At 47.6% G+C, this 23,550-nt stretch carries 25 protein-coding genes and 1 pseudogene; 6 read left to right on the top strand and 20 right to left on the bottom strand.

Annotation, left to right across the window (positions count from 1 at the left end; genetic code table 11):
- Positions 1 to 26 precede the first annotated feature (26 nt).
- The 4 genes from AB4124_RS27610 to AB4124_RS27595 form a co-directional block, all read right to left on the bottom strand.
- Positions 27 to 452, bottom strand: a complete 426-nt coding sequence (locus AB4124_RS27610) for a GNAT family N-acetyltransferase (RefSeq protein WP_430108008.1) — start codon at positions 450 to 452, stop codon at positions 27 to 29.
- 10 nt (positions 453 to 462) lie between these two features.
- A complete protein-coding gene (locus tag AB4124_RS27605) occupies positions 463 to 855 on the bottom strand; it encodes a VOC family protein (protein WP_430183496.1) in 393 nt (130 codons plus the stop codon).
- Between the two features lie 78 nt (positions 856 to 933).
- A complete protein-coding gene (locus tag AB4124_RS27600; protein WP_441974818.1) occupies positions 934 to 2,976 on the bottom strand; it encodes a penicillin-binding transpeptidase domain-containing protein in 2,043 nt (680 codons plus the stop codon).
- 35 nt (positions 2,977 to 3,011) lie between these two features.
- Positions 3,012 to 3,350 (bottom strand): hypothetical protein, encoded by a 339-nt coding sequence (locus tag AB4124_RS27595; protein ID WP_430107662.1) that lies wholly within the window; start codon positions 3,348 to 3,350, stop codon positions 3,012 to 3,014.
- 140 nt (positions 3,351 to 3,490) lie between these two features.
- Between AB4124_RS27595 and AB4124_RS27590 the strand changes: the two genes are divergently transcribed.
- Positions 3,491 to 4,855 (top strand): aminotransferase-like domain-containing protein, encoded by a 1,365-nt coding sequence (locus AB4124_RS27590; protein ID WP_441974817.1) that lies wholly within the window; start codon positions 3,491 to 3,493, stop codon positions 4,853 to 4,855.
- A gap of 44 nt (positions 4,856 to 4,899) precedes the next feature.
- On the opposite strand, the gene csaA is transcribed toward AB4124_RS27590, so the two are convergent.
- Complete coding sequence (gene csaA / locus AB4124_RS27585) at positions 4,900 to 5,229, bottom strand: chaperone CsaA (protein WP_076323418.1); 330 nt, start codon at positions 5,227 to 5,229, stop codon at positions 4,900 to 4,902.
- A gap of 392 nt (positions 5,230 to 5,621) precedes the next feature.
- Between csaA and AB4124_RS27580 the strand changes: the two genes are divergently transcribed.
- From AB4124_RS27580 to AB4124_RS27570, 3 genes are all read left to right on the top strand, one after another.
- Positions 5,622 to 5,894 carry a thioredoxin family protein gene (locus AB4124_RS27580; RefSeq protein WP_441974816.1) on the top strand — a complete coding sequence of 91 codons (273 nt, stop codon included), beginning with the start codon at positions 5,622 to 5,624 and terminating at the stop codon, positions 5,892 to 5,894.
- A 40-nt stretch (positions 5,895 to 5,934) separates the two neighbouring features.
- Positions 5,935 to 6,258 carry a thioredoxin family protein gene (locus tag AB4124_RS27575; RefSeq protein ID WP_441974815.1) on the top strand — a complete coding sequence of 108 codons (324 nt, stop codon included), beginning with the start codon at positions 5,935 to 5,937 and terminating at the stop codon, positions 6,256 to 6,258.
- Positions 6,259 to 6,525: 267 nt separating this feature from the next.
- Complete coding sequence (locus AB4124_RS27570; RefSeq protein ID WP_076323417.1) at positions 6,526 to 7,458, top strand: L-lactate dehydrogenase; 933 nt, start codon at positions 6,526 to 6,528, stop codon at positions 7,456 to 7,458.
- A gap of 86 nt (positions 7,459 to 7,544) precedes the next feature.
- Here the strand turns inward: AB4124_RS27570 and AB4124_RS27565 are convergent, their stop codons facing one another.
- Positions 7,545 to 8,132 (bottom strand): LysE family transporter, encoded by a 588-nt coding sequence (locus AB4124_RS27565; RefSeq protein WP_430107655.1) that lies wholly within the window; start codon positions 8,130 to 8,132, stop codon positions 7,545 to 7,547.
- A gap of 120 nt (positions 8,133 to 8,252) precedes the next feature.
- On the opposite strand from AB4124_RS27565, the gene AB4124_RS27560 reads away from it, so the two are divergent.
- On the top strand, positions 8,253 to 8,807 hold the full coding sequence (locus tag AB4124_RS27560) for a helix-turn-helix domain-containing protein (RefSeq protein ID WP_379405630.1): 555 nt from the start codon (positions 8,253 to 8,255) through the stop codon (positions 8,805 to 8,807).
- Between the two features lie 69 nt (positions 8,808 to 8,876).
- Here the strand turns inward: AB4124_RS27560 and AB4124_RS27555 are convergent, their stop codons facing one another.
- From AB4124_RS27555 to AB4124_RS27535, 5 genes and pseudogenes are all read right to left on the bottom strand, one after another.
- Positions 8,877 to 9,653 (bottom strand): ABC transporter permease, encoded by a 777-nt coding sequence (locus AB4124_RS27555; protein WP_441974814.1) that lies wholly within the window; start codon positions 9,651 to 9,653, stop codon positions 8,877 to 8,879.
- Positions 9,654 to 9,669: 16 nt separating this feature from the next.
- Positions 9,670 to 10,448 (bottom strand): annotated as a pseudogene (locus tag AB4124_RS27550) (ABC transporter ATP-binding protein).
- Between the two features lie 13 nt (positions 10,449 to 10,461).
- Positions 10,462 to 11,415: an ABC transporter substrate-binding protein gene (locus AB4124_RS27545; protein ID WP_441974857.1), complete on the bottom strand. Its 954-nt coding sequence runs from the start codon at positions 11,413 to 11,415 to the stop codon at positions 10,462 to 10,464.
- Positions 11,416 to 11,467: 52 nt separating this feature from the next.
- Positions 11,468 to 12,922, bottom strand: coding sequence for an aryl-sulfate sulfotransferase (locus tag AB4124_RS27540; protein ID WP_441974813.1), 1,455 nt, complete (start codon positions 12,920 to 12,922; stop codon positions 11,468 to 11,470).
- 29 nt (positions 12,923 to 12,951) lie between these two features.
- A complete protein-coding gene (locus AB4124_RS27535) occupies positions 12,952 to 13,494 on the bottom strand; it encodes a MarR family winged helix-turn-helix transcriptional regulator (RefSeq protein WP_441974856.1) in 543 nt (180 codons plus the stop codon).
- Positions 13,495 to 13,999: 505 nt separating this feature from the next.
- Here AB4124_RS27535 and AB4124_RS27530 point away from each other — a divergent pair.
- Positions 14,000 to 15,121 carry a DUF4261 domain-containing protein gene (locus AB4124_RS27530; RefSeq protein WP_441974812.1) on the top strand — a complete coding sequence of 374 codons (1,122 nt, stop codon included), beginning with the start codon at positions 14,000 to 14,002 and terminating at the stop codon, positions 15,119 to 15,121.
- Positions 15,122 to 15,271: 150 nt separating this feature from the next.
- Here AB4124_RS27530 and AB4124_RS27525 read toward each other — a convergent pair whose 3' ends face one another.
- The 9 genes from AB4124_RS27525 to AB4124_RS27485 all read right to left on the bottom strand — a co-directional run bounded on the left by AB4124_RS27525 (position 15,272) and on the right by AB4124_RS27485 (position 23,409).
- Positions 15,272 to 16,009, bottom strand: a complete 738-nt coding sequence (locus AB4124_RS27525; RefSeq protein ID WP_441974811.1) for an ABC transporter permease — start codon at positions 16,007 to 16,009, stop codon at positions 15,272 to 15,274.
- Positions 16,006 to 16,737, bottom strand: a complete 732-nt coding sequence (locus tag AB4124_RS27520) for an ABC transporter ATP-binding protein (RefSeq protein WP_441974855.1) — start codon at positions 16,735 to 16,737, stop codon at positions 16,006 to 16,008. The genes AB4124_RS27525 and AB4124_RS27520 overlap by 4 nt, the downstream gene beginning before the upstream one ends.
- Complete coding sequence (locus tag AB4124_RS27515) at positions 16,737 to 17,177, bottom strand: helix-turn-helix domain-containing protein (RefSeq protein WP_441974810.1); 441 nt, start codon at positions 17,175 to 17,177, stop codon at positions 16,737 to 16,739. The genes AB4124_RS27520 and AB4124_RS27515 overlap by 1 nt, the downstream gene beginning before the upstream one ends.
- 164 nt (positions 17,178 to 17,341) lie before the next feature.
- Entirely contained in the window at positions 17,342 to 17,569 is a 228-nt protein-coding gene (gene yedF, locus AB4124_RS27510) for a sulfurtransferase-like selenium metabolism protein YedF (protein ID WP_015735163.1), read from the bottom strand.
- Positions 17,559 to 18,713 carry a selenium metabolism membrane protein YedE/FdhT gene (yedE, locus tag AB4124_RS27505; RefSeq protein ID WP_441974854.1) on the bottom strand — a complete coding sequence of 385 codons (1,155 nt, stop codon included), beginning with the start codon at positions 18,711 to 18,713 and terminating at the stop codon, positions 17,559 to 17,561. The genes yedF and yedE overlap by 11 nt, the downstream gene beginning before the upstream one ends.
- Before the next feature lie 246 nt (positions 18,714 to 18,959).
- The gene (locus AB4124_RS27500; protein WP_441974809.1) at positions 18,960 to 19,460 is read right to left on the bottom strand and encodes a DinB family protein; all 501 of its coding nucleotides are present in this window, start codon (positions 19,458 to 19,460) and stop codon (positions 18,960 to 18,962) included.
- A 202-nt stretch (positions 19,461 to 19,662) separates the two neighbouring features.
- Positions 19,663 to 20,832, bottom strand: coding sequence for an MFS transporter (locus tag AB4124_RS27495; protein ID WP_441974808.1), 1,170 nt, complete (start codon positions 20,830 to 20,832; stop codon positions 19,663 to 19,665).
- Entirely contained in the window at positions 20,829 to 21,656 is an 828-nt protein-coding gene (locus AB4124_RS27490) for a MerR family transcriptional regulator (RefSeq protein WP_430107640.1), read from the bottom strand. Before AB4124_RS27490 ends, AB4124_RS27495 begins: the two co-directional genes overlap by 4 nt.
- A 166-nt stretch (positions 21,657 to 21,822) precedes the next feature.
- Positions 21,823 to 23,409, bottom strand: a complete 1,587-nt coding sequence (locus AB4124_RS27485; protein ID WP_441974807.1) for a bifunctional metallophosphatase/5'-nucleotidase — start codon at positions 23,407 to 23,409, stop codon at positions 21,823 to 21,825.
- Positions 23,410 to 23,550 lie beyond the last annotated feature (141 nt).

Here is a 23,550-nt window from a genome sequence, read left to right as displayed (position 1 = left end):
TAAACACTGAATACGAATAAATTAAACTAGTCTTTCCTACGAAAGTCCGGCATTCGAGTCAACGTTTTGCCATGATCGCGTACAAAACCATATTGTTCGTACAGACCATGGGCATCCCGCGTAGACAATATACCGAATAAATTTCGGTAATCTTCGTGGGTGGTAATCGTTTCGATTAATTTCTTCCCCACACCCTGCCCCCGATAAGCCTCATCCACAAACACATCACACAACCAATAGACGGTTGCGCCATCCGTCACCACGCGAGCAAAGCCGATCTGTCGGTTGTCGTAATATGCCCCGAAGCAAGTAGAACCTTCTAGCGATTTCTTGATTTTCTCATCGGAGCGCTCGTTAGCCCAGTAGCTTTGCCGCAAAAAATGTACAATGGCATCCAAATCCAACAGGGAAGCGTCGCTGCTAATGAGGACCTGCTTAATGTCGATGTCCATCATCCCACCGCTAGTCCCTTTTCCCGGAGCCAAATGCAATCACATAGTTGTCCGGATCTTTAATTGCAAAATCCTTCCACACACCCCAGTCTGCTTCCATTAATACAGGCTCCTGTACCACTTCGGCACCTCTGGAGGTCAGTTCCTCATACAATTCATCCAATTCGTGGTGAGTATCCACGTATGCGTATGTATCCCATGGTGTCTCTTGGTCCTTGCCTGCTGGATTCGGTGTGACATCTGTACTCGATTTTGCCTGAATCAGCTTGAATCCGAGCGCAAAATCATCCCTAACCGCCCAAACGTCATTCACTTCGCAACCCAGCACTTTTTCATAGAACTGTTTGGAACGGGTAAGATCGGATACCAATCGAACTTGGACTGCGAATTGAATCTTGCTCATAAGATCATCTCCGGTTATTTTTTATTCCATATTACAACCGTCCAGTTCGCATAACAAGAACTTTTCGTAAGCTTATTTTTAAAACTGTTCTTTTCTGTAATATTTTCGCAAAATAGGCGTGGCTTTGTTCACGACATACCCGCTGCCGCCCCGGCCTTCAACATGCTCTATCATCATCGCGAGCAGGAGCTTGGACTCCATCGTGTCAAACGCAACGAACCAGCCGTTCTCCTGTCCTTTTTCGGCTTTGCTGATTTTCAGTTCGGCAGTTCCCGTCTTGCCTGCAATTTCAATACCTGAAATATCAGCACTATGTCCGCTACCTTTTGGATCCTGAACCACATCGACGAGCATACTCTTGATGATCTGGGCAGTGTGCGAATCCAACACCTCTCTTGTTTCCTTAGGCCCTTTCTCTTGCTCTGATGAATCCAGCACAGGCTGAATTAGCTTCCCGCCATTAATGAAGGGAGTATAAGCCAGTGCCAAATGTAAAGGACTCATGAGCACTTCCCCTTGACCATATCCGGAATCGGCGAGCTGAATTTCGTTTTTTATCCCCTTATTAGCCAAGCTTGCTTTCGGAAAAGGGAATTGAAGCGGCACTGCCTCTTCGAAGCCGAACTTTACTGCTTCCTTCAAAAAAGCATCCGCACCGATCTCCAATGCTTCCTGCGCCAGATAGATGTTATCTGAATACACAAGAGCATCTCTCAGATTCAGGACTGGAATTTCCTTCACGCGAGTCACGTAATAATTTCCCCAGCTCGGGTCTTTGGACCAACGCAAGCCGTGGATCTCCCTGTCCTTTCCAGGGGTAGTGACCCCAAGCTTCAGACCAACCGCAGCCGTGATCGGTTTAAATACCGAGCCCGGAGCATACAGCTTAGTAAAACGATTCAATAGCGGCTTATCCGGATTGTGATTCCATTCATCCCACTGCTCTGTCGATAATCCAACGATGAAAGCATTGGGATCATAGGACGGGCTGTTGACCAATGCCAAAATTTCTCCGGTCTTGGGGTTAATGGCCGCTGCGGTACCTGCATCCTCACGAAATGAAGCATATATGGATTGTTGAAGTTCAGTATCAATGGTTAAATGGATATCCTGACCATTTACCGCTTTCTTCTCGGCTACGATTTCTTTGACCTGACCCGAGGAATCCACGATCGATATCCGCTTACCGTCCCGCCCGCGCAACACCTCATTATATACTTGCTCGGATCCTGATTTACCGATAAGTTCATTCGGTCCATAATGCGCCTCAGGTGCATTGGTCAAATCCTCCCTTGTCACTTGGCGAATATAACCTGTTAGATGTGCTGCCGCCGCACCGTAAGGGTAGACTCGAGCACGCTCATTCTTTTTTATAACGCCTTCCAAATCACTATAATCCATTCTGCCCTGCTGCGCATTCAGGTTCAAGATGGGTACGAACAGATCGTCTTTCACCCACGCCGCATCCAGCTTTCGCTTTATAATCTCGGTCGAAATTCCCAACCGTTCAGCCAACATATCCAAGGTCTGTTCTCCATCGTCACCCAGCTTCCCCGGAATAATACCGATGACCTCAATCGTGCCATTAATGGCCAAACCGTGACCATTACGATCCAAGATCTCGCCCCTGCTGGATGGTAACGTCTGCACATTCACTTTATCCAAGGCATCCATGGCCGGCAAAATTAAGGAAGGATGCCATACCATTCGCCAAGACAGGTTCTTAGCCTTGGTTTGATTGTCCTCTTTTAAAAGCTCAAACGAACCTTCTGCCTGCACCCGACCTGCCGATGTTTCCAATTGGATTTGGTAGGGATAGAACACTCGCTCATCCGTTGTTTCGCTTGCTTCCTTAGGCGTAAAGTCAGGCTTTATGGTGAGGTCTTCTGCTCCAATCCCTTCATAGATGGTCTGTAATCGCGTTGCAAATTCTTCCTTTGTCATCTCCTGTCTGGACTCCTGTGACAGCAGATCATACATCGATTCATAGCTGCCTTCTTCCCACCATTCCACATACTGTTTCGCAATCTCTGTCGGATCCAATTCCTTGTTGCGATCACAACCCGTATGTATTTGCACTAAACTCAGGCACAAGAAGACCCCTATCCATTTAAAATACATCGCTTCCACTCCTCAGATCCCATAATTAATCGTCATTACATCGTTCTCCAAACGATAAAAATGATCATGATCAGGACACAATCCATCCCAATCAACATCAACAACTTGGCATGCTGTTTCCGATGAAACGTTATCCCGGTTTCTATTAACGAAACAGCAAGCAAACCCCACAGAGAGACCTCCATAATCGGAATAAGGAGGATAACCCAGATGATGGCAGCGTTGCTCACCATCAATAATAAACATAAAATGATGGCAATGATCGGAGGGAGCAATTTCACCCTTGTCGATTTCTTCGCGCGATATGCCCACAGTTGAAACAATCCCATCCCCATAAGTGCCAATACATATTCATTACGTAAAAAAGAGTCCATCCTGATCCCTGCCTTCTCAATTAACAACAATCTCTAACCAAAGCATGCTGTATTGTAGAGTATACTTATAGTGTATTGTTGTGAGAATGCATGTTTTCCGGCTCTGTACCCGTACAGAACGATTGGAGGAATTACGAGATATGAAATACACCGACATTATAAAGTCAATTGAACGTCAAATACAGGGTGGACTATTAAAACCCGGCGGCAAACTGCCATCCATCCGTGCTTTGACAAAATCCTATTCATGCAGCAAAAACACAGCCATCCGGGCCTATGCTGAATTGGAAAAGAGACATATCATTTATGCTGTTCCCAAGAGTGGTTACTATATCGTTGAGGGCAGAGTAAACATAAACCGCTCGAATTCCACGGATCAAGTGATCGATTTCCGATCTGCGGGACCTGACAAAGCGATCATGCCCTACCGAGACTTTCAGCATTGCATGAACCAAGCGATTGAACTATATAAAGAAGAGCTGTTCACCTATTCCCAGATTGCGGGTTTGCAGTCGCTCCGTGTTGAGTTAGCCCAGCATTTACTCGACTTACAGGTCTTCACGGTTCCTGAACGGATCTATGTGGTGTCTGGTTCGCAGCAAGCGCTGCATCTGCTCGTCTCCCTCCCTTTTCCTAATGGAAAGAACCATATCTGCGTGGAGCAGCCCACGCATTTTAGCATGATGGACTCCCTCAAGATTCATCAAGCCGTGACATACGGGATTGAGGTTACGAATTATGGAATTGACCTTGGGCGGCTGGAGGACATTTTTAAAACTCGGGATATCAAGTTTTTCTATACGGTCTCCAGGTTCCATAACCCTACAGGCTACAGCTATTCCAATGAGGAGAAGAAGCGGATTGTTGAGCTGGCGCAGAAGTATGATGTCTATATCATTGAGGATGACTATATGGGAGATTTGGATCCGGATTCTAAACATGATCCGATGTTTGCCTACGATCCTTCCGGTAGGGTGATCTACACGAAGAGCTTTTCCAAAGTCATGCTACCCGGACTAAGGCTGGGCCTGACCGTGATCCCCGAAGAGATGAGTGAAATATTCCAGCGAGCGAAGCACGCTGCGGACATACATAGTCCCGTGCTCATGCAAGGCGCACTCGAAATTTATCTGAAGAACGGGATGTTCCGTGCACATATTCAGAAGATGAGGCAGAACTATAGTAAAAAAGGGGCTTTGCTCCAGCAGGCTTACCAAACTCACCTGCCGCCCTTCTTATCCTTTACAGGTTCGCCATCCGGATTTTATTCCACGATCCAGCTGCCGGAGCCATTGAAAGCATATCAGTTGGTTAACCATCTGGAGAATGAGAACGTATATATTCAGGATGCCAGCAATATGTTCTTGCCTGAGTTTAAGAACGAATCCATGATACGGCTTAGCGTATCTCAGGTGAAGGAGGAACTGATCGAAATCGGCGTTCAGAAAATTGCAGAAGGAGCCGCAGAATTGTTGAAAAGGCGTAGCGAGGTGAGGTTCATCTAGTCGGACCGACTCGTGTGGCGATCGGACCGACAGATGAAACAGGTTTAAGCGATGGGAGTTCCATTCGGCAGATCGACATCCGGCTTCAGAAGCACGACGTCTCCCTGTTCCGGTACCCCGCCGAGGACGAGCACTTCGGATTGATAGCCCGCTATGCGTCTAGGCGGAAAATTGACGATAGCTACCACTTGATTACCTATGATGGTGTCCGCATCATATCGATTCGTAATCTGGGCACTTGTGCGTTTGATCCCGAGCGGGCCGAAATCAATCTTCATTTTGATGGCCGGAACGCGTGCTTCCGGGAAAGGCTCTGCTTCCACGATCGTCCCGATCCGAATATCCAGTTTGGTGAAATCATCGATGGTTGCCATGATTAAATCTCCTTACAGCTAGGGTTATGAGGCGAATGAGGCTTCACAACCCGAATTTTATGTACCATCTTACCACCTGTGTTTCTGGGTATTCAAGTGACAGATTGGTTTAGCGTGTTCTATGCCGCAAGAGACACCTCAAGAACCGAATTAAGGAGTAGCATTCGACGTCTTCTATACTCGCTCATTCTCCATAAGCATTAAATCCAGTCCAAGTTGCTCGTCCCCCGTCACGAAGCTCTTCAATCGATCATACAACATTCATTAACATCTGACTTTCTTAAACAGATAAAAACTGACCATTTTTATGTGGTCAGTTTTGTTTTAAGTTAATGCTAGCTTGGATGTATATCAATATGAATCTATTACGTTATGAAAGGACGTATGATCCTATGACTCATCCCATCCATCTCCAACACAAAATCGGCCAGGCTTTAACGCCTCTACAATTTATGGAGAATATGAAGATTCGGGAAATGAAATTGAGCAGCATCCCTAGTACGAAGGAATTATTTAGACAGGTATATGATCGCTTCCAGTGGGAGAATAAAGAGAGTGAACAATTCTTCACTTCTGAGCGAAACCCATTCAACCAACTGCACTGCCTGATTCACTGTACGGATTGGTGTCCGGATGTCATATGGAATGTTCCTGTACTGGTTTAGAATATTGGAATATAGCCGTATCCCGTCTGAAGTGCTCATCATGGAAGATCATATGGAGACTATGGATCTGTTTCACACGGATGGCGGACGCGCCCAACCGATTGCAGTTTTTCTCCATGCAAGCACCGGAGAGGTATTCGGAACTTGGGGCGCACGACCGGCATACATCCAGAACGTCATGGACGAGTTCAAAAGGAACTATCCCGATAAACAAGCCTCAGCCTATCAAGAACAACTGGACCAAACGTACAAGAAGATCGGCGAGCTCTACCATGACGGTAATGAATATCAGAAGGTCATGATTCAGGAATTAAAGCAACGATTCACTTCGTTTATACGTGAGAGGATTGCCTATAAGCACTGACCACCTTTGGCGAAAGCGTGATCCCCTCCCCTTGATTCACTGAGTGATGAATGAGTGTGGTTTCTGACATTGTTCAAAGTTACATAATGAACATGCAGGATGAAATAAATCACATTCCCGCTGCTTAAATCTTCCTGAATATGTTATCATTACTATCGACGATGCCTTAGGGAGTCACAGTTCGCGCAGCCATTTAATAAGGTAAGTCATTAGAAGTACAACCATTCACCAAATTTCATTAACTCAGTACAAGGGAGAGAAACACTTATGACAAAAAATGAAGCTCAGCGCCCGTCCCGCGTGGTGATCATCGGTACAGGAGCTGTAGGAGCAACGACTGCGTACACCTTATTCTTGCGTGAGAGAGTATCTGAACTGGTATTAATCGATGCGAACCATGACAAAGCTCTTGGCGAAGCCTTGGATATGAATCACGGCCTCCCCTTTGCCGGAGGCGTGAAGCTTTGGGCTGGAGATTACAGCGATTGCAAGGATGCAGACATCATTGTCATTGCCGCAGGTTCCAACCAAAGACCTGGCGAGACGCGAATTGATTTATTGAAACGCAATACGGCGATATTTGACGATATTATCCAAAATATCGTGAAATACAATGATCATGGCATCATTCTTGTGGCTACAAATCCGGTTGACATTCTGTCATACGTCACGTTGAAGAAGAGCGGCTTCCCGGTCAATCGCGTAATCGGTTCCGGTACCTTGCTGGATAGCGCCCGTTTCCGGTATTTGATCGGACAAAACAAAGGCATTAATCCGCGCAGCATACACGCCCATATCGTCGGGGAACACGGTGATTCGGAGCTACCTCTCTGGAGCATTGCCAACATCGCGGGGATCGGGATCGATCTGACAGACGGGGAAAAAGAGGATATTTTCGACCGCACCAAGAATGCGGCTTATGAAATCATTAACGCCAAGGGCTCCACTTCCTATGCAATCGCCTTGGCGCTCGATCGGATCATCGTCTCCATTTTGCAAAACGAAGGTTCCGTTCTCAATGTATCCACGCTGCTCACGGACTACCACGGTGTATCCGATGTATACTTAGGTGTACCATGTGTGGTTGATCGGACAGGGGTTCGGGAAATTCTGAATCTTGAGTTAAATGACGAGGAACTAAACCAGTTCCATGCATCCGCTAACAAACTGAAAGAGCAAATCTCCAACATTTTCGAATAAAACAAGGCAAGGCTTTCCGAATGAGTAATCCGGGAAGCCTTGTTCTTTTAGTTAAAGCGTCGATAACACACGATGAAGCGAGCGTATCAGTTGGCGGCATAAATAGAAAATGCGCTGTAAAGCAGAAGCAATCCCATCGATATATTAAACGGGCGCTCATATCGGGTTAACAGATGCTGGAACAGCGAACCGAACAACGCCCAGGTCATGTTGGCACAAATGCCGACGATCGTGAGCAAGAACGAGTATGATAACAACTGCGCATGGGATGTGGAGATGGGCATGACGAAAGTCGATATGGCCGTAATCCCGTATAAAATAACCTTCGGATTCATGAACTGAAAGATGAATCCGAAGTAAAAGGTATTGAATCCACGCGCCTTATCATCTGCATCTTGCGGCTTGCTCTGCATGATTTTAATAGCAAGATAGATCAGGTACAGGCATCCGATGATATTCATAACAAACCTAATCTTCGGGATGAATGGATATAATACCAGATTGAAATAGCTGGACAACAACATAATGACCAAGCATCCAGCCGCTACCCCTCCGATAAAGCGTATTGTTCTTTTAAATCCGTGGCTCCGTGCATTCGTCATCGAAATGATATTATTGGGGCCGGGCGTAAATGACGCGACAATGGCATAAGTCAACAGCGGAACGATGAACACGCGCTCCCTCCTTTCACATATGTTATAGTAGTTATAATTGTACGTTATAGCGTCCGTACGTTATGATTATACATTATGTATGCTATAACGCACAATCTATAAAAAAGGCGGTGTATGATGTTGAAGCCCATTCATTTAATATTGGCGAATAACTTGAAGCTGCTAAGGGAGCAAAGGAAGCTAAGCCTGGATAAAGTCGCGGAGATGACCGGAATCAGCAAGACGATGCTGGGTCAGATCGAACGCGGAGAATCGAGCCCCTCCATAACAACCGTATGGAAAATCGCGAACGGATTAAAGCTTTCTTTTACATCATTGATCAATGAGCCTCATTCCGAAACGGTCGTGGTATCTCAAGAAGAGGTACAAGCGCTGGTAGAGGATAACGGAAAAGTTCGGATTTATCCATATTTTCCATATGAGGACGGACGACGCTTCGAGATGTATTCATTAGAAATGGAGCATGGCGGTTATTTAAGTGCAGAGGCTCACATCGAGGGGACGGAAGAGTTTATTACTGTTTTCGAAGGAGAGCTTACCATTCGTGTCAATAACGAGGAATATACGGTGACTCCAGGTAAATCCATTCGGTTTAAGGCCGATAAACCTCATGTTTACCATAATTCCGGCACCTCCATGAACCGGTTAAGCATGGTGATCCATTATTCCAAATAACCAGGAGATTTGAAAAAGCAGCTGCCCCCTCCATAAGAGGGAACTGCTGCTTCATATATTGCACCACGTTCAACGACGCAGTGAATTTGTACTGACTACCCCGTAACGAGACAACAACTTACGCCCGAGCAGACCCACTGCACGATCCGTTATAAACCCCATCAAACCCAGACAAATCAATCCGACAAAAATCCAATCTGTACGGAAGAACAAACGTGAATTCCAGATCAGATATCCCACGCCTTCATTGGACGCGATCATCTCTGCCCCGATAATCGCCATGAACGAGGTACCCATGGCAAGCCGGATGCCGGTGAACATATAAGGGACCGTCGCAGGAATGATGACATGTTGCACAATCTGCCATTCGGATGCCCCCATGCTGCGGGCGGAGCGAATCTTATCCTCTTCCACGGCTAAGACGCCCGTCAACGTATTTAATACTACAATGAAGAAGGTGGCATACAGAATAAGCATAACTTTCGATGTTTCCCCGATGCCAAACCAGACCAGAAACAAGGTGATGAAGGCAATCGGCGGGATGAACCGGATGAAATTAAGGAAAGGCTCGGCGAAAGCGCGGATCGGCCCGACCTTTCCGATGATGAGTCCGATGGGAATCGCAATCAGACTACCGAGGGACCAGCCGAGAAGCACCCGGTACGAACTGATCCCGATATACTGAATCAGGGTGCCGTCCATCAACAATTCGTATCCGCCCTTGGCGGTATAGATAGGGCCCGGTATAATTTCAGGCCCATATGCAAGGAAAAGCAACTGCCAGACGCCAAGGGCAGCGATCCAAAGCAGGATATGAAGCGACCATTTGTTAAGTTTTTTGCTCATGGGTCTTCCTTCCTCTCTACTCGTCAAAGTGCGATTGAATTTGGTTATACAGCGCATGGAAAGCTGGATCTAATAAATCTCTCGGGTAAGCCAGGGGCACCTCGTAGATATCCGTTATTTTCGAGGAGGGTCCCGCTGACATGATGCCGATACGTCCTCCCAATAGGAGGGCTTCCTGAATATCGTGCGTCACGAAGATGACGGTTTTGTCGGTGTCCTGCCATATGCGTACCAGTTCCCTCTGCATGGTCCGCCTTGTCATCGCATCCAATGCGCCGAACGGTTCATCCATGAGCAGAATCGCCGGATCATTGGACAATACCCTTGCCAGCTGTACCCGCTGTTTCATACCGCCTGACAGTTCGCGTGGATATTTGCTCTCATGCCCCGCAAGACCTACTAGCGAAATAAACTGGTGAGATATGTCCTTTCGCTTCGCGGCAGGTATACGTTTCATGCGAAGTCCAAATTCCACATTTTCTCTTACGGTAGCCATGGGAACAAGGAGGAATCCGCTTGCTGGAATACCACGGCGCGATCCTGGCCCGGGCGCTCTACCTCCTTCTCGCCCACTCTCACCTGGCCCGATGTCTTGGATACAAAACCGGCAATCAGACTAAGCAGCGTCGACTTACCGCAACCGCTCGGACCCAGAAGAACAAAGAACTCGCCGCCTGTTACCACCAGATTGACGTCCTGGATAATATAGTGCAAGTCACCTGCCGAGGGTTGCTGTATGTAGCTTTTGTTCAACTGTTCAATATGGATTTCATTCTGCCTTGACGCTGCTCTCATCGTCTTCATCTCCTCACTTTAATTCAATGACTCGATCCGGGAATGCTTCTCTCACCAATTCCAGATTCAATTTCTCGTTCAGTTCGAAATCCTTCTCGATGATACCGTTATCCACCATATATTCCTTCTGTCCCTGCAGTCCTTCATAGGCTTTCTCCGTAAAACCAATATTCCATGGATTCTTCGGCAGATCCTTTAGGGTCGCTTCTCTCGGCTGCTTGACTTCTTCATACATCAGGTCCGCGGTTTCTTCCGGATGCGACTGGGCATAAGCTGATGCTTCATCCAGCGCTTTCAGAAGCGCTACGAAACCTTTCTTGTTGCTGTTGATCAATTCATTCGAAGCGATTAATCCCGTTCCAAGCCTTACCGGTGTCTTAGACATATCCGACAATTCTTTGGCTTCGGTAAGGGCGCCGAATTTCTCGTTCAGCACTGCCCCATATACCCAGGCGGCGTCGATGTCGCCTTTTTTTAGCGCCACATATGCCTCGTCGAAACCTCCCTGTCCGATCAACTCCACATCCGACAACGCAACTCCGTTATCAGCCAAATAAACATCCCATAGATAGGGGATGAACGTGCCTCTTGAGAAACTTAACTTTTTACCCTTGAGATCGGCAGCACCCCCGATCTCTTTACGAACGAACAGCTTCCATTCGCTCGCGCTTAAATCCGTTGCCGTTCCAGATGAAGCGAAGATAGAGTAATCGCCTTTGCTGACAGCGTTCAGGAGCGGAAAGTCCGCTCCGAATGCAACGTCTGCCTGTTTAATGAATAAGGAGTTCACGCCTTCAGCTGGCGTAGCGAAGTTTACCAATTCGGCATCAATTCCGTGTTTGTCAAAGAACCCTTTGCTTTTAGCCACACGAAACACGGTATTGGTGGAAATATCCGCGATTTTCAGTTTGAGTCGATTCCCCTGCTGCTCGCCCGAACCATTGCCACACCCGCTTAACATACTCATGGTGAGAATTAGCGACAGAAACCGAAAACTCCATTGCTTCAAAGATTGGTTTCTACTCATCGCGATCCCTTCCTTTTTGCACAAGTTCATCCGTTCTGGCCACGCAAAGCGCTCCCTCTCCATATGAGATTGTACCTTCTACTTCCACGCTCGTAACGGCACCTCTCGGTGCGGCCCCCTGCAGGCGGAAATCAGCAACATCCAGCGGTGCAATCTCTGTCTCAATGGGCAATTCAAGCTGGGGCACCCATTCATAAGGAACCCGGTATGCGCGATAGACCATATTGGAGTTGCGGCTGTTTTTATAAGGTGAGATATATTCCCACACCAGCTCGAATTCTCGTGTCACTTCGAATATTCGCCCATCTGCCCCTTCGGTGATCAAGGTGTTGCCATTGGGAAGCCGCTGAGCCGAACTGATATATGGGCTGTAAAAACGGTAAGAGTCAAGCGGCGCCTGGAATCCGGCTTCCGTCGGCGTATATTGCCATTCAATCTCTAAAGTAACGGGGTTGATCTCCAAAATGCGGGAATGGTCACGCCGAGCTATTTTCAAACCATCCCCCGCTTCCGGATTCGGTTTTCCGTAACCGCCCCAGCCACCGTTATCAAAGATCAGAATGTTGCCTTCGCCCGGCAGGCCCTTCGGAATGAGATGAGCATGATGCTGGCCGATAATCCAGCCGATATGCTTCGTTTCCTCCGTGGAATAATCGGGCCCAAGCTTCCAGACGATGTCCCCGGTTTTTTTATCAATGATGGCAATAATATTCGTTTCCCTAGCATCCCAGATAATATTATCGGGGTGGAAGCGCTCGTCCCCTGCATCATAAAATCTGTTGGGCCCGAGCACCGATGCCGAATTAATGTGCATCCAATCCCCAGCATGAGCTCCAAAACCGCGAGTATTCGGATCACGGGATAATGCGAGCTTCGCATCCTCATCAAATCCGAGTTCATCAAAGTGATCGCTAACAGCCCATTCCCACACCACATTTCCTTCCCAATCCACTTCGATAATCGTGTCATCCAACAGCTCGATGTCGGATATCTCGGGACGCTTCACATTCTTGTGGGCCAGAATGAGCGTATTGCCCGAATCCACCTTCGGATCTTGTCCCGGAACATAATAACCGACGGGATTGCCCTCACGCTGATAGTCATGATGCTGGCGTGCCATCCACAGCGGCGGATGCCCCGGATCTTCTATGTATTCATACCGGTCAAATTTCCAGACGATATTGCCGTCCCAGTCAACCTGCACCAGATTGGTCTCATCCTGAAACCCGTATTTCGGATCGCGCTCTGATGTGCTGCCAAGCACGTAACCACCCGGAAACAGCTTGTTGGGAAATCCTCGAAGCCCTTTCCACAAGTGAACCTCTCTTCCATTCATGTCTATGAGGAGAGCTCCTGTATCCGCTGCTTGATATATCGTGTAACCGCTCCAAGTCTTCTCAGGGTTATATACCGTTGTACCTGTTGGATAAATCGTCGGATGTCCCATCGTACACAACTTCCTTTCACATTTGAATTTTAGTAAGAAATAAATGAGCTTGAACGTTTCATGGAACCGCGATTATCTTGAACATTTTCTTCATTGGGTCCGGCGGATAATGCAGACTGTCGAAGCACGGAATCCGAGAAACCTTCAAGATGTTCATTCAGCCGTTTAAAATAATGAATCTGTTCTCTGAGTTCATCATGCGAGAATGCGCCGAAGATAAGCTCAATCATGTACCCGCCAACATTTTCGTTACGCCGCAGCATCTCTCTGCCTGCTTCCGTAATGTCTAAGGCAATCGCTCTCCGGTCTGTTTTGCTTCGCCTTCTGATCGCGAGCCCGGAAGTCTCCAGCTTGTCGCATATCGCCGTTACGGCTCCGGATGTAAAATCGAGCTGTTCCGCCAGTTCACCAAGCCTCTGTTCACCATCCCGGAATATCGTGTTGAGTATCAACAAACCTGGCAGTGAGATGCCTTCTACCGAAATTTTGTCACGCTCTTTGACAAACCTGCGAACCACTTTGCGAAAATGCCAATCGGCCTCCTCCAATAAACCCCAATCCTTCTCTTCCATGTCGCTCCTCTCTCGGGTCATGACCTCCGTATGCCGGTCCTTATCTGCCACTGAGAACTCTTGAAAATACAGAAAGACCCCCATCTACCCTTTGTCGTATTAACGACAAAACGAGTAAACAGGAGCCTTTGGTGGACCAATCGGCTGACCTTATCGTTCAATGCTAAGATAATGAATGATCATTTAATGATGACTGAAGCGTAATGCCTGTGGCTAGATTAAACCAATTAATTCCACCTGTCAAGTAGGGATTATTCTTCTAGTATTAATTTCTGCTCATATGAAACCCTTAGAAGTTCCACCTACCCACCTCCATTCCTCCGTATGTATGTAAAAATATTCAATATGGTTATGGATCAATCCTGCCTATATTTGAGAATACCAAAAGTCAAAAAACGTTCCCTTATCGACCATTCATTCGCGTTTTTCTAGTATTGCCCAACACAATAAAGGTTGGTAGAATATAACAGTTACACTATCGCACATGTATAAGGAGAGGAACACAATGACAGTTCAACAACAAGCAGCTAAGGATTCCATGATCGAATGGCTGGCAAATGAACAAGAGCTCGGCCATAAACCCAGCAAAATCGAATTAGCGGGAGAATTTGATCTCCACGACATGCAGTATTATATTTTCAAATATAAGAAGACCCTGTTTGGCAAATGGCTGGTCGGCGTCTGCGGCGGTTATGAAAGTCCGTCAGACACCGAGCATTGTGGACATGTATTCAGTGAGATGCAGCCCTATCATCCTTCCACCGCGGAACAGGAAGCTGTAGCCATGGTTAACATGATTCGTGAGTATTGGATGAAGCAGGCGGCACTATATGAGGCAGGGGAAACTTCAGAGGATAACGCGCTGGGTTCCAATGAATCATCCGGGGTATTTAATGGCTTCGTTCTGTTGAACTCATCGGAATGCGATCTGGAACAGATCAAAGCAAATCTTCTGCGCGATTGGAATATTTCCTCTTCCTCGGAGGATGGCAGCTCCGGAGAGGAAAAAGAAGGAATTCTGGTCTTTGAGGCAGACGGCTGCATGATCGCGGTCAGCTTCGTTGACGCTCCGGTACCGGATGGCGAGGCTGAGCATTACGCGCAAGGCAACTACCTGTGGCCAGAGGCTGTGGAGGTAACCAAAACCCATGTCAGCCAGCTTATTCTGGCGGTGCTTACGCGTGCTGCCTCCCCGCTTGATAGCGGCAGGGTGTACACCAAGCTGGCGGCGAGCTGTTTGAAGCTGCCTAATGCCGTCGGCCTCTATTCATCCGGCACGGTATTTCAGCCTGAGCTCTTTGTGGAAATGGCTGACACCATAAAATCCGACGATCTTTTTCCACTATTAAATCTGGTATACTTCGGGCTAGTTCGTACGGAATCCGGAGTTAATGGATATACATATGGGCTCAGAGCCTTTGGTAAAGACGAGATCGAAGTGCTGGACAGCCAGGTGACACCTGCCGAGCTTCGTGAATTTCTGATGGATATTTCTTTATATATCGTTGAACAGAACGTCACACTAAGAGACGGGGAAACCATTGGCTTTTCGGCGGAGCAGAAGCTGCCGATTATGCGTTCCGAGGGTGTCTATCTTGATGGTGACACGCTTAAAATCAAGTACTGATTCAATGTAATCTTCTCCAATAAAATGGCTCTCCAAGTCATTCAATTAACTTGGAGAGCTTTTCACACTTTCCAGCTCGCAGCTTGCCAAGAGATCCAATAATTGTTCTGGTTGTAACATATAGTCGTCCCCTCTTCATGAGTCCATTCACTAATCGTTGTCTCCACTCATTTTCTTCCTAAACGCGAAAATGGCGACAACCATGATAACCACGGTATACCCAATCACCCACCACAGGTGAGGTAAGATCGAAGCGTAATCTCCTGAAATCGCCGCTCTTCCCGCGTCAACCGCATGGGCGAAGGGGAGAACATACGCAATCTCTTTAAACCAACCGCCGACAAGATTCAGATCAAACCAAGTGCCGCTAAGCCATGCGCTAAGATTCGTCAATAACGCACCACATATACCACTTACCTGCTTATCATTAAATATACTGCCTGCCAGCAACCCGATTCCTATGAACAGAACAGCTGTTGGAAGGAGCACAATAACGGAGAGCAGAACATTCAATGTTACTTGTAATCCCAAGAAGGAAGCTGCAACAAAGGTTATGGCAACTTGGAGAATCGCCATTCGAACTAAAGGTAACGTATATCCCACGATATAATCCGGTGCAGTTAGCGGACCCGTATACAATCTCATTAAAAATGAGGAACTCCTATCTTTGGCTATAAGCATCCCAGAGAAAAGTGAAATGAAGGAGAACCCGAACACGGCAACGCCCGGAACAAGCTGATCAATGACAAAGAGTTCAATTTCAATATTCTGTTGAAGAGCAGATAGCAGCAACAGTATAACTAATGGAAAGCCGATGCCAAAGGCCAAATTCAGCGGATCTCTAACCATTTCTTTGTGGTTTCGTGTGGCAAATGCTACAGATCTCATCCTGTTGCCTCCTCTACTGCAGCTAAAGATACAAATGCATCCTCAAGCGTTAGGGTGTTTGTTTTTGCTGTTAATTCAGCAGCAGTTCCAACTGCCTTTAATCTCCCTTTCGCCATAATCCCGATTCGATCCGAAAGCGCTTCTGCCTCCTCCATATGGTGGGTTGTCAGAATGATGGTGATTTTTCCCTTTAGTTGTTTAATAGCTGCCCAAAGCTGCCGTCTTGCAATGACATCCAGTCCCAGTGTGGGTTCGTCTAGGAAAAGGATCGAAGGGTTCGAAATCAAGGCCATGGCAATACTAAGTCGTCTTTGCATGCCTCCCGATAACGTTTTTGCTTTATCTTGAGCTACCTCTCGAAGACTAAAAGTATCCAGCATTTCCTCCACCTTAACGGCAATAGATGGACATTCAAATCCATAAACTTTAGCAATAAACTCAAGATTCTCTTTCACGGACAAATTCCGAGCAACAGCCGTTTCCTGAGGAGACACATTAATTTTTTCTTTCACTGCATATGGATTGGCAACGATACTGTCTCCTAACAGTGCCGCGTCGCCGCTGCTCGGCTTACTGAGGCAGGTTAGCATCTTGATCGTTGTCGTTTTTCCTGCACCATTCACGCCAAGCAGAGCAAACAGTTCCCCATGCTCGATCTGAAGGTTTAGTGAATCAACCGCGGTTTTGGTCTTGTATCTTTTAGTTAAATTCATCGTTTGTATGGCAATCACTCATCTTCCTCCTCGAATGTCTGCGCATTTAATATATCCTCTGCAAACTGCAGCAAGCCATCGCTTTTCATAATGGCAATTCCCTTCTGCTCCTCATCACCTAGAACCACCAGGCGATCACCGGGGCGTATATCGAATATATCTCTGGCTTTTTTGGGAATCACGATCTGTCCTCGTTCCCCAACCCGTACCATTCCAAAAATATGTTTTCCCTTCGGCCGCAGGCCGATTTCTGAATGCTTATCGGAATAATGGACCAGATCATCCAATACCACGCCATACAGATCCGAAAGAGCTGTACAATTCTGAATATCCGGTACAGTCTCTCCATTTTCCCACTTCGCAACAGCTTGTCTTGATACCCCGATCTTTTCGGCAACTTCTTCTTGAGTGAATCGGTGCATTTTTCGCAATTTCTTCAAATTCATATTAATCATGTTGTTCACATCCTTTTTTCTCATTATAAAGTCATTTTCCGAGCAAACCACCAATCAAGGATAACATTCCATGTTGCTTTCTGTTGCCGCAGAACAGCTCACACAAAAAGCCCCCCTGTCAGAATTTCAGAAGGGAGGCTTTTTACGCAATTATGATAATAGCATTACGCCTGGATAAACAGGCTGAATTCCTGGCCGTTTTTGACCGGCTCCTGTGCCATGGTGTAGCCGTGTTTTACGACTTCCTCCGGCACGTTGCGAAAAGCGGACGGACAGTCCGAGATGACCTGAAGCGTTTGTCCTTTTTTCATATCACGGAGCGTTTCGAGTGTGTAGATGACCGGGTATGGACAAGATTCCCCCCGGAGGTCCAGTGTGAAATCAACGGACATGGGTTGCATCCCCTTTCTTGAATCCTACGCCGAAGCGGTAGTTTTTTTGCCAGTATGCGGCGACAGCGAATCCGCCACCGAGTACGAGCAGCGTAACAATCAATGCAGCCGCCGGACCCATGACGGTGATCAGATTAATAGGCGAGCCACTCTTCACGAGAAGGTTAAATACCCCCATATGATCCCATGCATATGCCAAAGCGGTTGCGCCTATAATGTTGCCGATAAACACGGGTAAAAAGACAACTTGTCCCTCCATCAGCCGGTACATCATGCCGGTTTCGCATCCGCCGGCCATGACAATACCCAGGCCGAAGAGCAATCCGCCGATAAAGGTGCTGGGTGCAGCAATTTTTGTAATCGGGTCCAGACCGTATACAAGAATTACGATAAGCGTAGCGACAGAGCTGACTGCCATGCCGACAACAATGGCTTTTGTCATCGTAGCCCGGCCGCTGATCCACAGATCTCGGAATGCAGAAGTAAAGCAGATTTGCCCCCGTTCGATCAGAATACCGAATGCCGCTCCGAACAGGGCGGCTGTCCCCAACATCGTGCGGCCAGTTGCATAGAAATATACGATCAGTGCGATGTACGCAAGACCTAGCACAGCCCCCAGTAGAGGTTGCCTGTTCTTACCCGATTTAACGGACGGCACGGTACCGCCCATTTTCAGAACGGGCTTTCCTTTCCACCATCTTGTGTTAACCAGCCGAGCGCCCAAGAATGTGCCTACGCCAGTAGCAACGATGAAGATCCAGGAATGAAGGGAGAATTGAGGCACGCCGGTAAAAAAGGCTGCGAGATTGCAGCCCAGAGCCAGCCGGGCTCCGAAGCCCGCGATGATTCCGCCGACAAATCCCTGAACGTACCGCCGTTTCTGTCTCGGCATTCGGATCTTGAAATTGCTGCTCAGCAGAATCGTAACGAGGGCTCCGATAAACATGCCCCATACGATCCAGCCGTCGGTCCTCGTCCATGTCGTTCCGTCCATATGGACGAGGTCGAAATACGCCCAATCCGATATATCCACCCCGATGAATTCCAGAATATGCCCCCCAAGACGGGTAAATTCACCGGTTACAGCCCATACCGTATGGGTGATTCCGAAGTAGACCGCGCTGAGAATGCCGGCCAGAGCCATAACCAGATAAGGACTCCAATAACTTCCGAACCATGTTGAATATAACTTTTTCACTTGCTCAAAAACTCCTCTTCCACTAAAATCACGACACTAATCTATAAGAAAACCCACAAATTCCATTGTACTATAAAAACTGCAATGCGGGGATGAAATTTGTTCATGAACTTACATTGTCAAAACAAAAAAGCCGCGATGTTTCGCGACTTCTTATGCCTGTATGTTCTTGTTCTCCTAGCTCATTCATGTTCAAAGTGGCGGATTTTCTACTCCCATTTGTATCCACCCTTCCTTTGAAGGTCCATATACCGCAGGAATATTCAATCCCGCTTGACGCATAAGAACGGTAACCTGTCCTCTATGATGAGCAATGTGCTTAATCAATCCCATAAAGATGGTAGCATTTGATTCCTGACGTCCAAAGGCATTCTGAATTTGTTTTAAAGTATCATCCGTCCATTGTGCTTCAAGAGCTGTTGCTACTTCAGAGCTTATTTTTCTAAACGTCTCGGCGATTTGGTTCGCGGAGTGTACTTCATCAGAATCTTCTACCTGATCGAGAACAAGCCCGAATTCAGTCAAGTATTCAGGGGTATTCGTTACGAAATGCCATGCAATTCTCCCAAGAGTCCTGCCTTCAGAATAGACTTGCTGCCGTAATGATTCATCCGTCAAACTGTCTAACACCTTTTGCGTTAATTCTGCTTCTCTCTTCCATTCTGAAATAAAATCTGAAACGGTTATATACATGATTGGTTCATCCCTTCTTATCATTCAATATTTGATGAAAATCGTTACTTCTCTTCCCCCCACTTTGAAAAAGAATGTAAGATGATCATCCTTAGCTCAATCATATCTGCTAATAGTGACAAGGATTGTCATAGTTATATTTTTTCATCCTCTTTCTAGCTACTTTGCAAAATCTGATCCGCCTCCATAATGATTCCATCCCCTATAGCCTGATTGCATGTTCAGCGACTTTATCGTAAGCGAACAGTCGGACTGCTAGCAAGAGCGCTACCAAAACCATGACCAACCCGAACCAGCCCAGGTTGCCAATGGAGGAGCTGCTGATCACCAATCCCCCGATTCCTGAGCCGAGGGCAAAGCCAAATTGGATAAACGAAGTGTTGACACTTAAGGCTATATCCGGCGACTGTGGCACCAAGGTAACTAAATACAACTGCTGTGCCGGGGATGTCGCCCACGTGGCGGCCATCCATATCATGATTAATGGAATAACAGCATAGATCGAACCGTTGAACCAAGTTAGGAGCAGTAATGTTCCGGCTTGGATGGACAGTCCGGCGTAGATCGTGAACTTGGACCCCTTCGCATCCGCAATCCCCCCTCCAACTTTGGAGCCGGCAAAACTGCAAATGCCCGCAATCAATAAAATACCGGAAAGCGCCGTTGCCGTTAAGTCGGTACTCTGTTGCAAATAGGGGGATATAAAAGTAAATAGCGAAGAGTACCCTCCGATATATAACAGCGTAATGGCAACAGCCAGCACCATTTTTTTATCCTTCAAAATCGACAGCTGCATTCCGAGTGTAATGGCTTTTTGTTCGGTAATGGACGGGACTTTGGCAAAGACTGCAAGAAGCGGAATTACCGTCAGCAATCCAGCGATGATGAATAAGGTTCTCCACCCCATGGTTTCGCTTAAAAGCGTACCGATTGGCACGCCGAGCACCAGAGAGCTGCTAAGTCCCATCAGAATCGTGCCGATCGCCCGGCCCCGATTCCGTTCTTCAACCATACGGGTGGCTACAGCCATTGCAATGACTGTGGCAGTTCCACCGCTGAGTCCCTGGACCATTCGAGCTATTAACATCATCTCAAGTGAGTCACTAATATAAACGAGACAACTGCTTAATATAAAAATGCCGAGCATGATGAGCAGCATTTTTTTACGGTCCACCCGGATGGTTGCGGCGATCACCACGGGTGCGCCAATCGCTGCAGAAAGGGCGAATGACGTAACGAGAGATCCCGCGGTGGAGGTCGTAATTCCAAGGTCTTCCGCTACGATGGGAAGGATGCCGCTTATGATGTACTCGATCGTCCCAATGAGAAACACGGCTAGGGCCAGCAAATAAACGATCCATTTATTTTTCATACCCGTTCCTCTTCATTTACAATGGGTATTTGAATTTCGATGAGACAAATCCCCGGCTCACCGGATAAGGGCACATAGGTTTCTCTTCCAGGCTGATCGCTTCGAATGAGGTAACCATGCTGCTCAATCCACTCGGCAAGATCCAGACATGCCGTTTCGGAATACATCGAATCCGAGCGGAATAACAGCGTGGCCATGGTCTCAGAAGGCAGGAATCGATACTGGAGATGCTCGGGCAGCTTGAATGTGTCCGATTTTACGGCGTAACCGGCTTCGAACTCAAACACATGCTCCTTGCTGCCGGATATGTTCCACAACAACGTCTGCGGTCCGTATAATAGAGACTTGGCTCGGCCATCAAGCAGACCATCGAACATTTCGAACAGGCTTGGGATATCCTCAACAGTGCCATGGGAAGCATAAGTGATCATGTGCATAGCTTCAACGCGTTTCATGACAACCTCTTGTTTCTTATCTACCTTTCCATCACGTTCTAGAAGCTGCATCCTTTCTTTGACCCGGGCGAGTCTAGACAGCTCGATATCAAGCTGCCGTGCGATTTCACTCTCCTTGAGCCTCAGCATGCCGCGAATCTGTTCCGTTGATATATCTTCATGAAGGAGCTGCACGATCTGCTGTAACGTGAACCCCAACTCCTTAAATATGACTATTCGGTTGACTTCCAGAAGCTGTTCGGCGTAATAATACCGATATCCAGTCGATTCATCGATCATGGCCGGCTTCAGAATTCCGATCTGATCGTAATAGCGTAGGGTTTGTAACGGAATCCGGCTCAGCCTGGAAAATTCGCTGATTTTAAACAATGCTTTCACCATCTCTCTTGATTTATTGGTTTGAGTATAAACTCTCTAGTTAGGTATAAAGTCAAGAGGGCTAAATAAAATAGTAAGCCGCGATGGTAAGGACAGTTCCGTTAAACATGTTGATAGATGTAAAACCTCTCCTTACGTATAACAATTGTCCACCAATCTAATTCCTCTCTATGACGATTTCCCAATTGTGATTACATGCAGACGCAATGTTTCCGCGCTCCGAGATATACCGTTCCACTAACTCCGCGCTGTCGATCAGAATCTCCCGAATCACTTCTTTCCCCTGAAACATGCTGTAATCCCCTCCGCCCCTTGCCCGGTAGCTGTTCATGACCACATCCAGCTCCATCTCGCCCGGCAAGTCGGCGCCGTTATATTTCAGCCTGCTGACCCTAGATCCTGGGGGCTCTGCAAGGTTTATTGTATATTCAATGCCTTCCCACATGTCGTAATTATAGTGCTGCGCTTTCGGCTTCACATATGCCGGGTTCACGGCAGGGGTCCCTCTTGGGCCGACCGTAAAATAACAGGCTGTCTGTTCCAGCGCATCCCGAATGTCGCGCCCGGTCAGACGCAGAACGACCAGCGTATTCGGATACATGAAATTCGTAAGGATATCCCGCCTTGTAATAATCTCTCCAAAGCCCTTGGAATCTTCACTTAGCAATGCCGTGCAGGAAACGTTGACCCCCGCATATTCCATCTGCACGCGATGGATGAACTCAATAAAGGGATGCTCCTCTAGCCGACAGGCGAAAGAATCGTTCATGCCCATGTCACCCTCTACCCGTCCGATCGGCTCGTCGAGCCATGCCTGGGTCCGGCCTTCTATATCCCGGCTGGAAGCGAGCAACACCGTGTCGGCCGTCGTCCCTGTCTCCGGTCGCAGTAACTCGGCCCGCTTCTCCGCGATAATCCAGCGTTCCTGCTCCCTGGTCAGATCCAAGCTGAGCTTGCCAATGGCCTGTCCGTTGAAGCCGGGTTGGACTACCGTTACTCCATGCACCTGCCCGGCCAGCAGCCGATGCTGATGTCCGGTGATGAGCACATCAATGCCATCCACCTCGGCACACATGGCGTAAGCCTGGTTTTCCCCGGTGATGTTTTCCGCTGGTTCTCCGGTTTCTATATCGCGCTCAAATCCGCCGTGGTACGCCACGATCATCACATCGGGCTGCTCCTCCAGACGGATGCGCGGCACCCAGTCCTTCACGGTTTCCAAGGCATCATGGAATTCCAGACCCTGAATATGGGACGGATTCTCCCAGCATGGAATGTAGTGCGTCGTCACACCCAACACCGCCACCCGGATGCCACCGATGTGCTTGATTAGATAGGGCTTTCCGAGGGCGGGCTCCCTGCTATCCCGCAACCGGATACCAGCAGAGAGCCAAGGAAACCGGGAATCCCGCACTGCTTGTCCGAGCGTCTCCATACCATAATTAAACTCATGGTTACCCGGAACGGCTGCATCATAACCCAGTTCATTCAGCGCACTAATCATAGGGTGGATATCGGTTCCTCTTTTTATTGCATAGGAAGCCAGCGGAGAGCCTTGAATCAAATCTCCGTTATCGATCAGAAGCAGGTCCGGATGTATATGCCGCTCTTCGCGGATCAGGGACGCCAGCTTGCCGAGCCCTAGATTCCGTTCCTCTTGAGTCCGGTAATCCGTTGGGAACAGATGCCCGTGTATGTCGCTGGTAGCCAGCACGGCAATCGTCATTTTATTCGTCGAATTCATACCAACTCTCCTGTTCATATCTTCTTCAAGCCATTCTATCAACCGAAATGCAGTTTTATATTAAAATTCCATGTCTTTACAAAAAGTTATCATTTCATTGACAGGCCATTAACACTCCCTCCGTATAGTGAAGCAGGTAAG

It is taken from the genome of Paenibacillus sp. 2KB_20 (genome assembly GCF_052115765.1).
Classification (GTDB): domain Bacteria; phylum Bacillota; class Bacilli; order Paenibacillales; family Paenibacillaceae; genus Paenibacillus_AQ.
The sequence above is the reverse complement of the archived record's forward strand: the minus strand, read 5'-3'. Positions and strand labels throughout refer to the sequence as shown.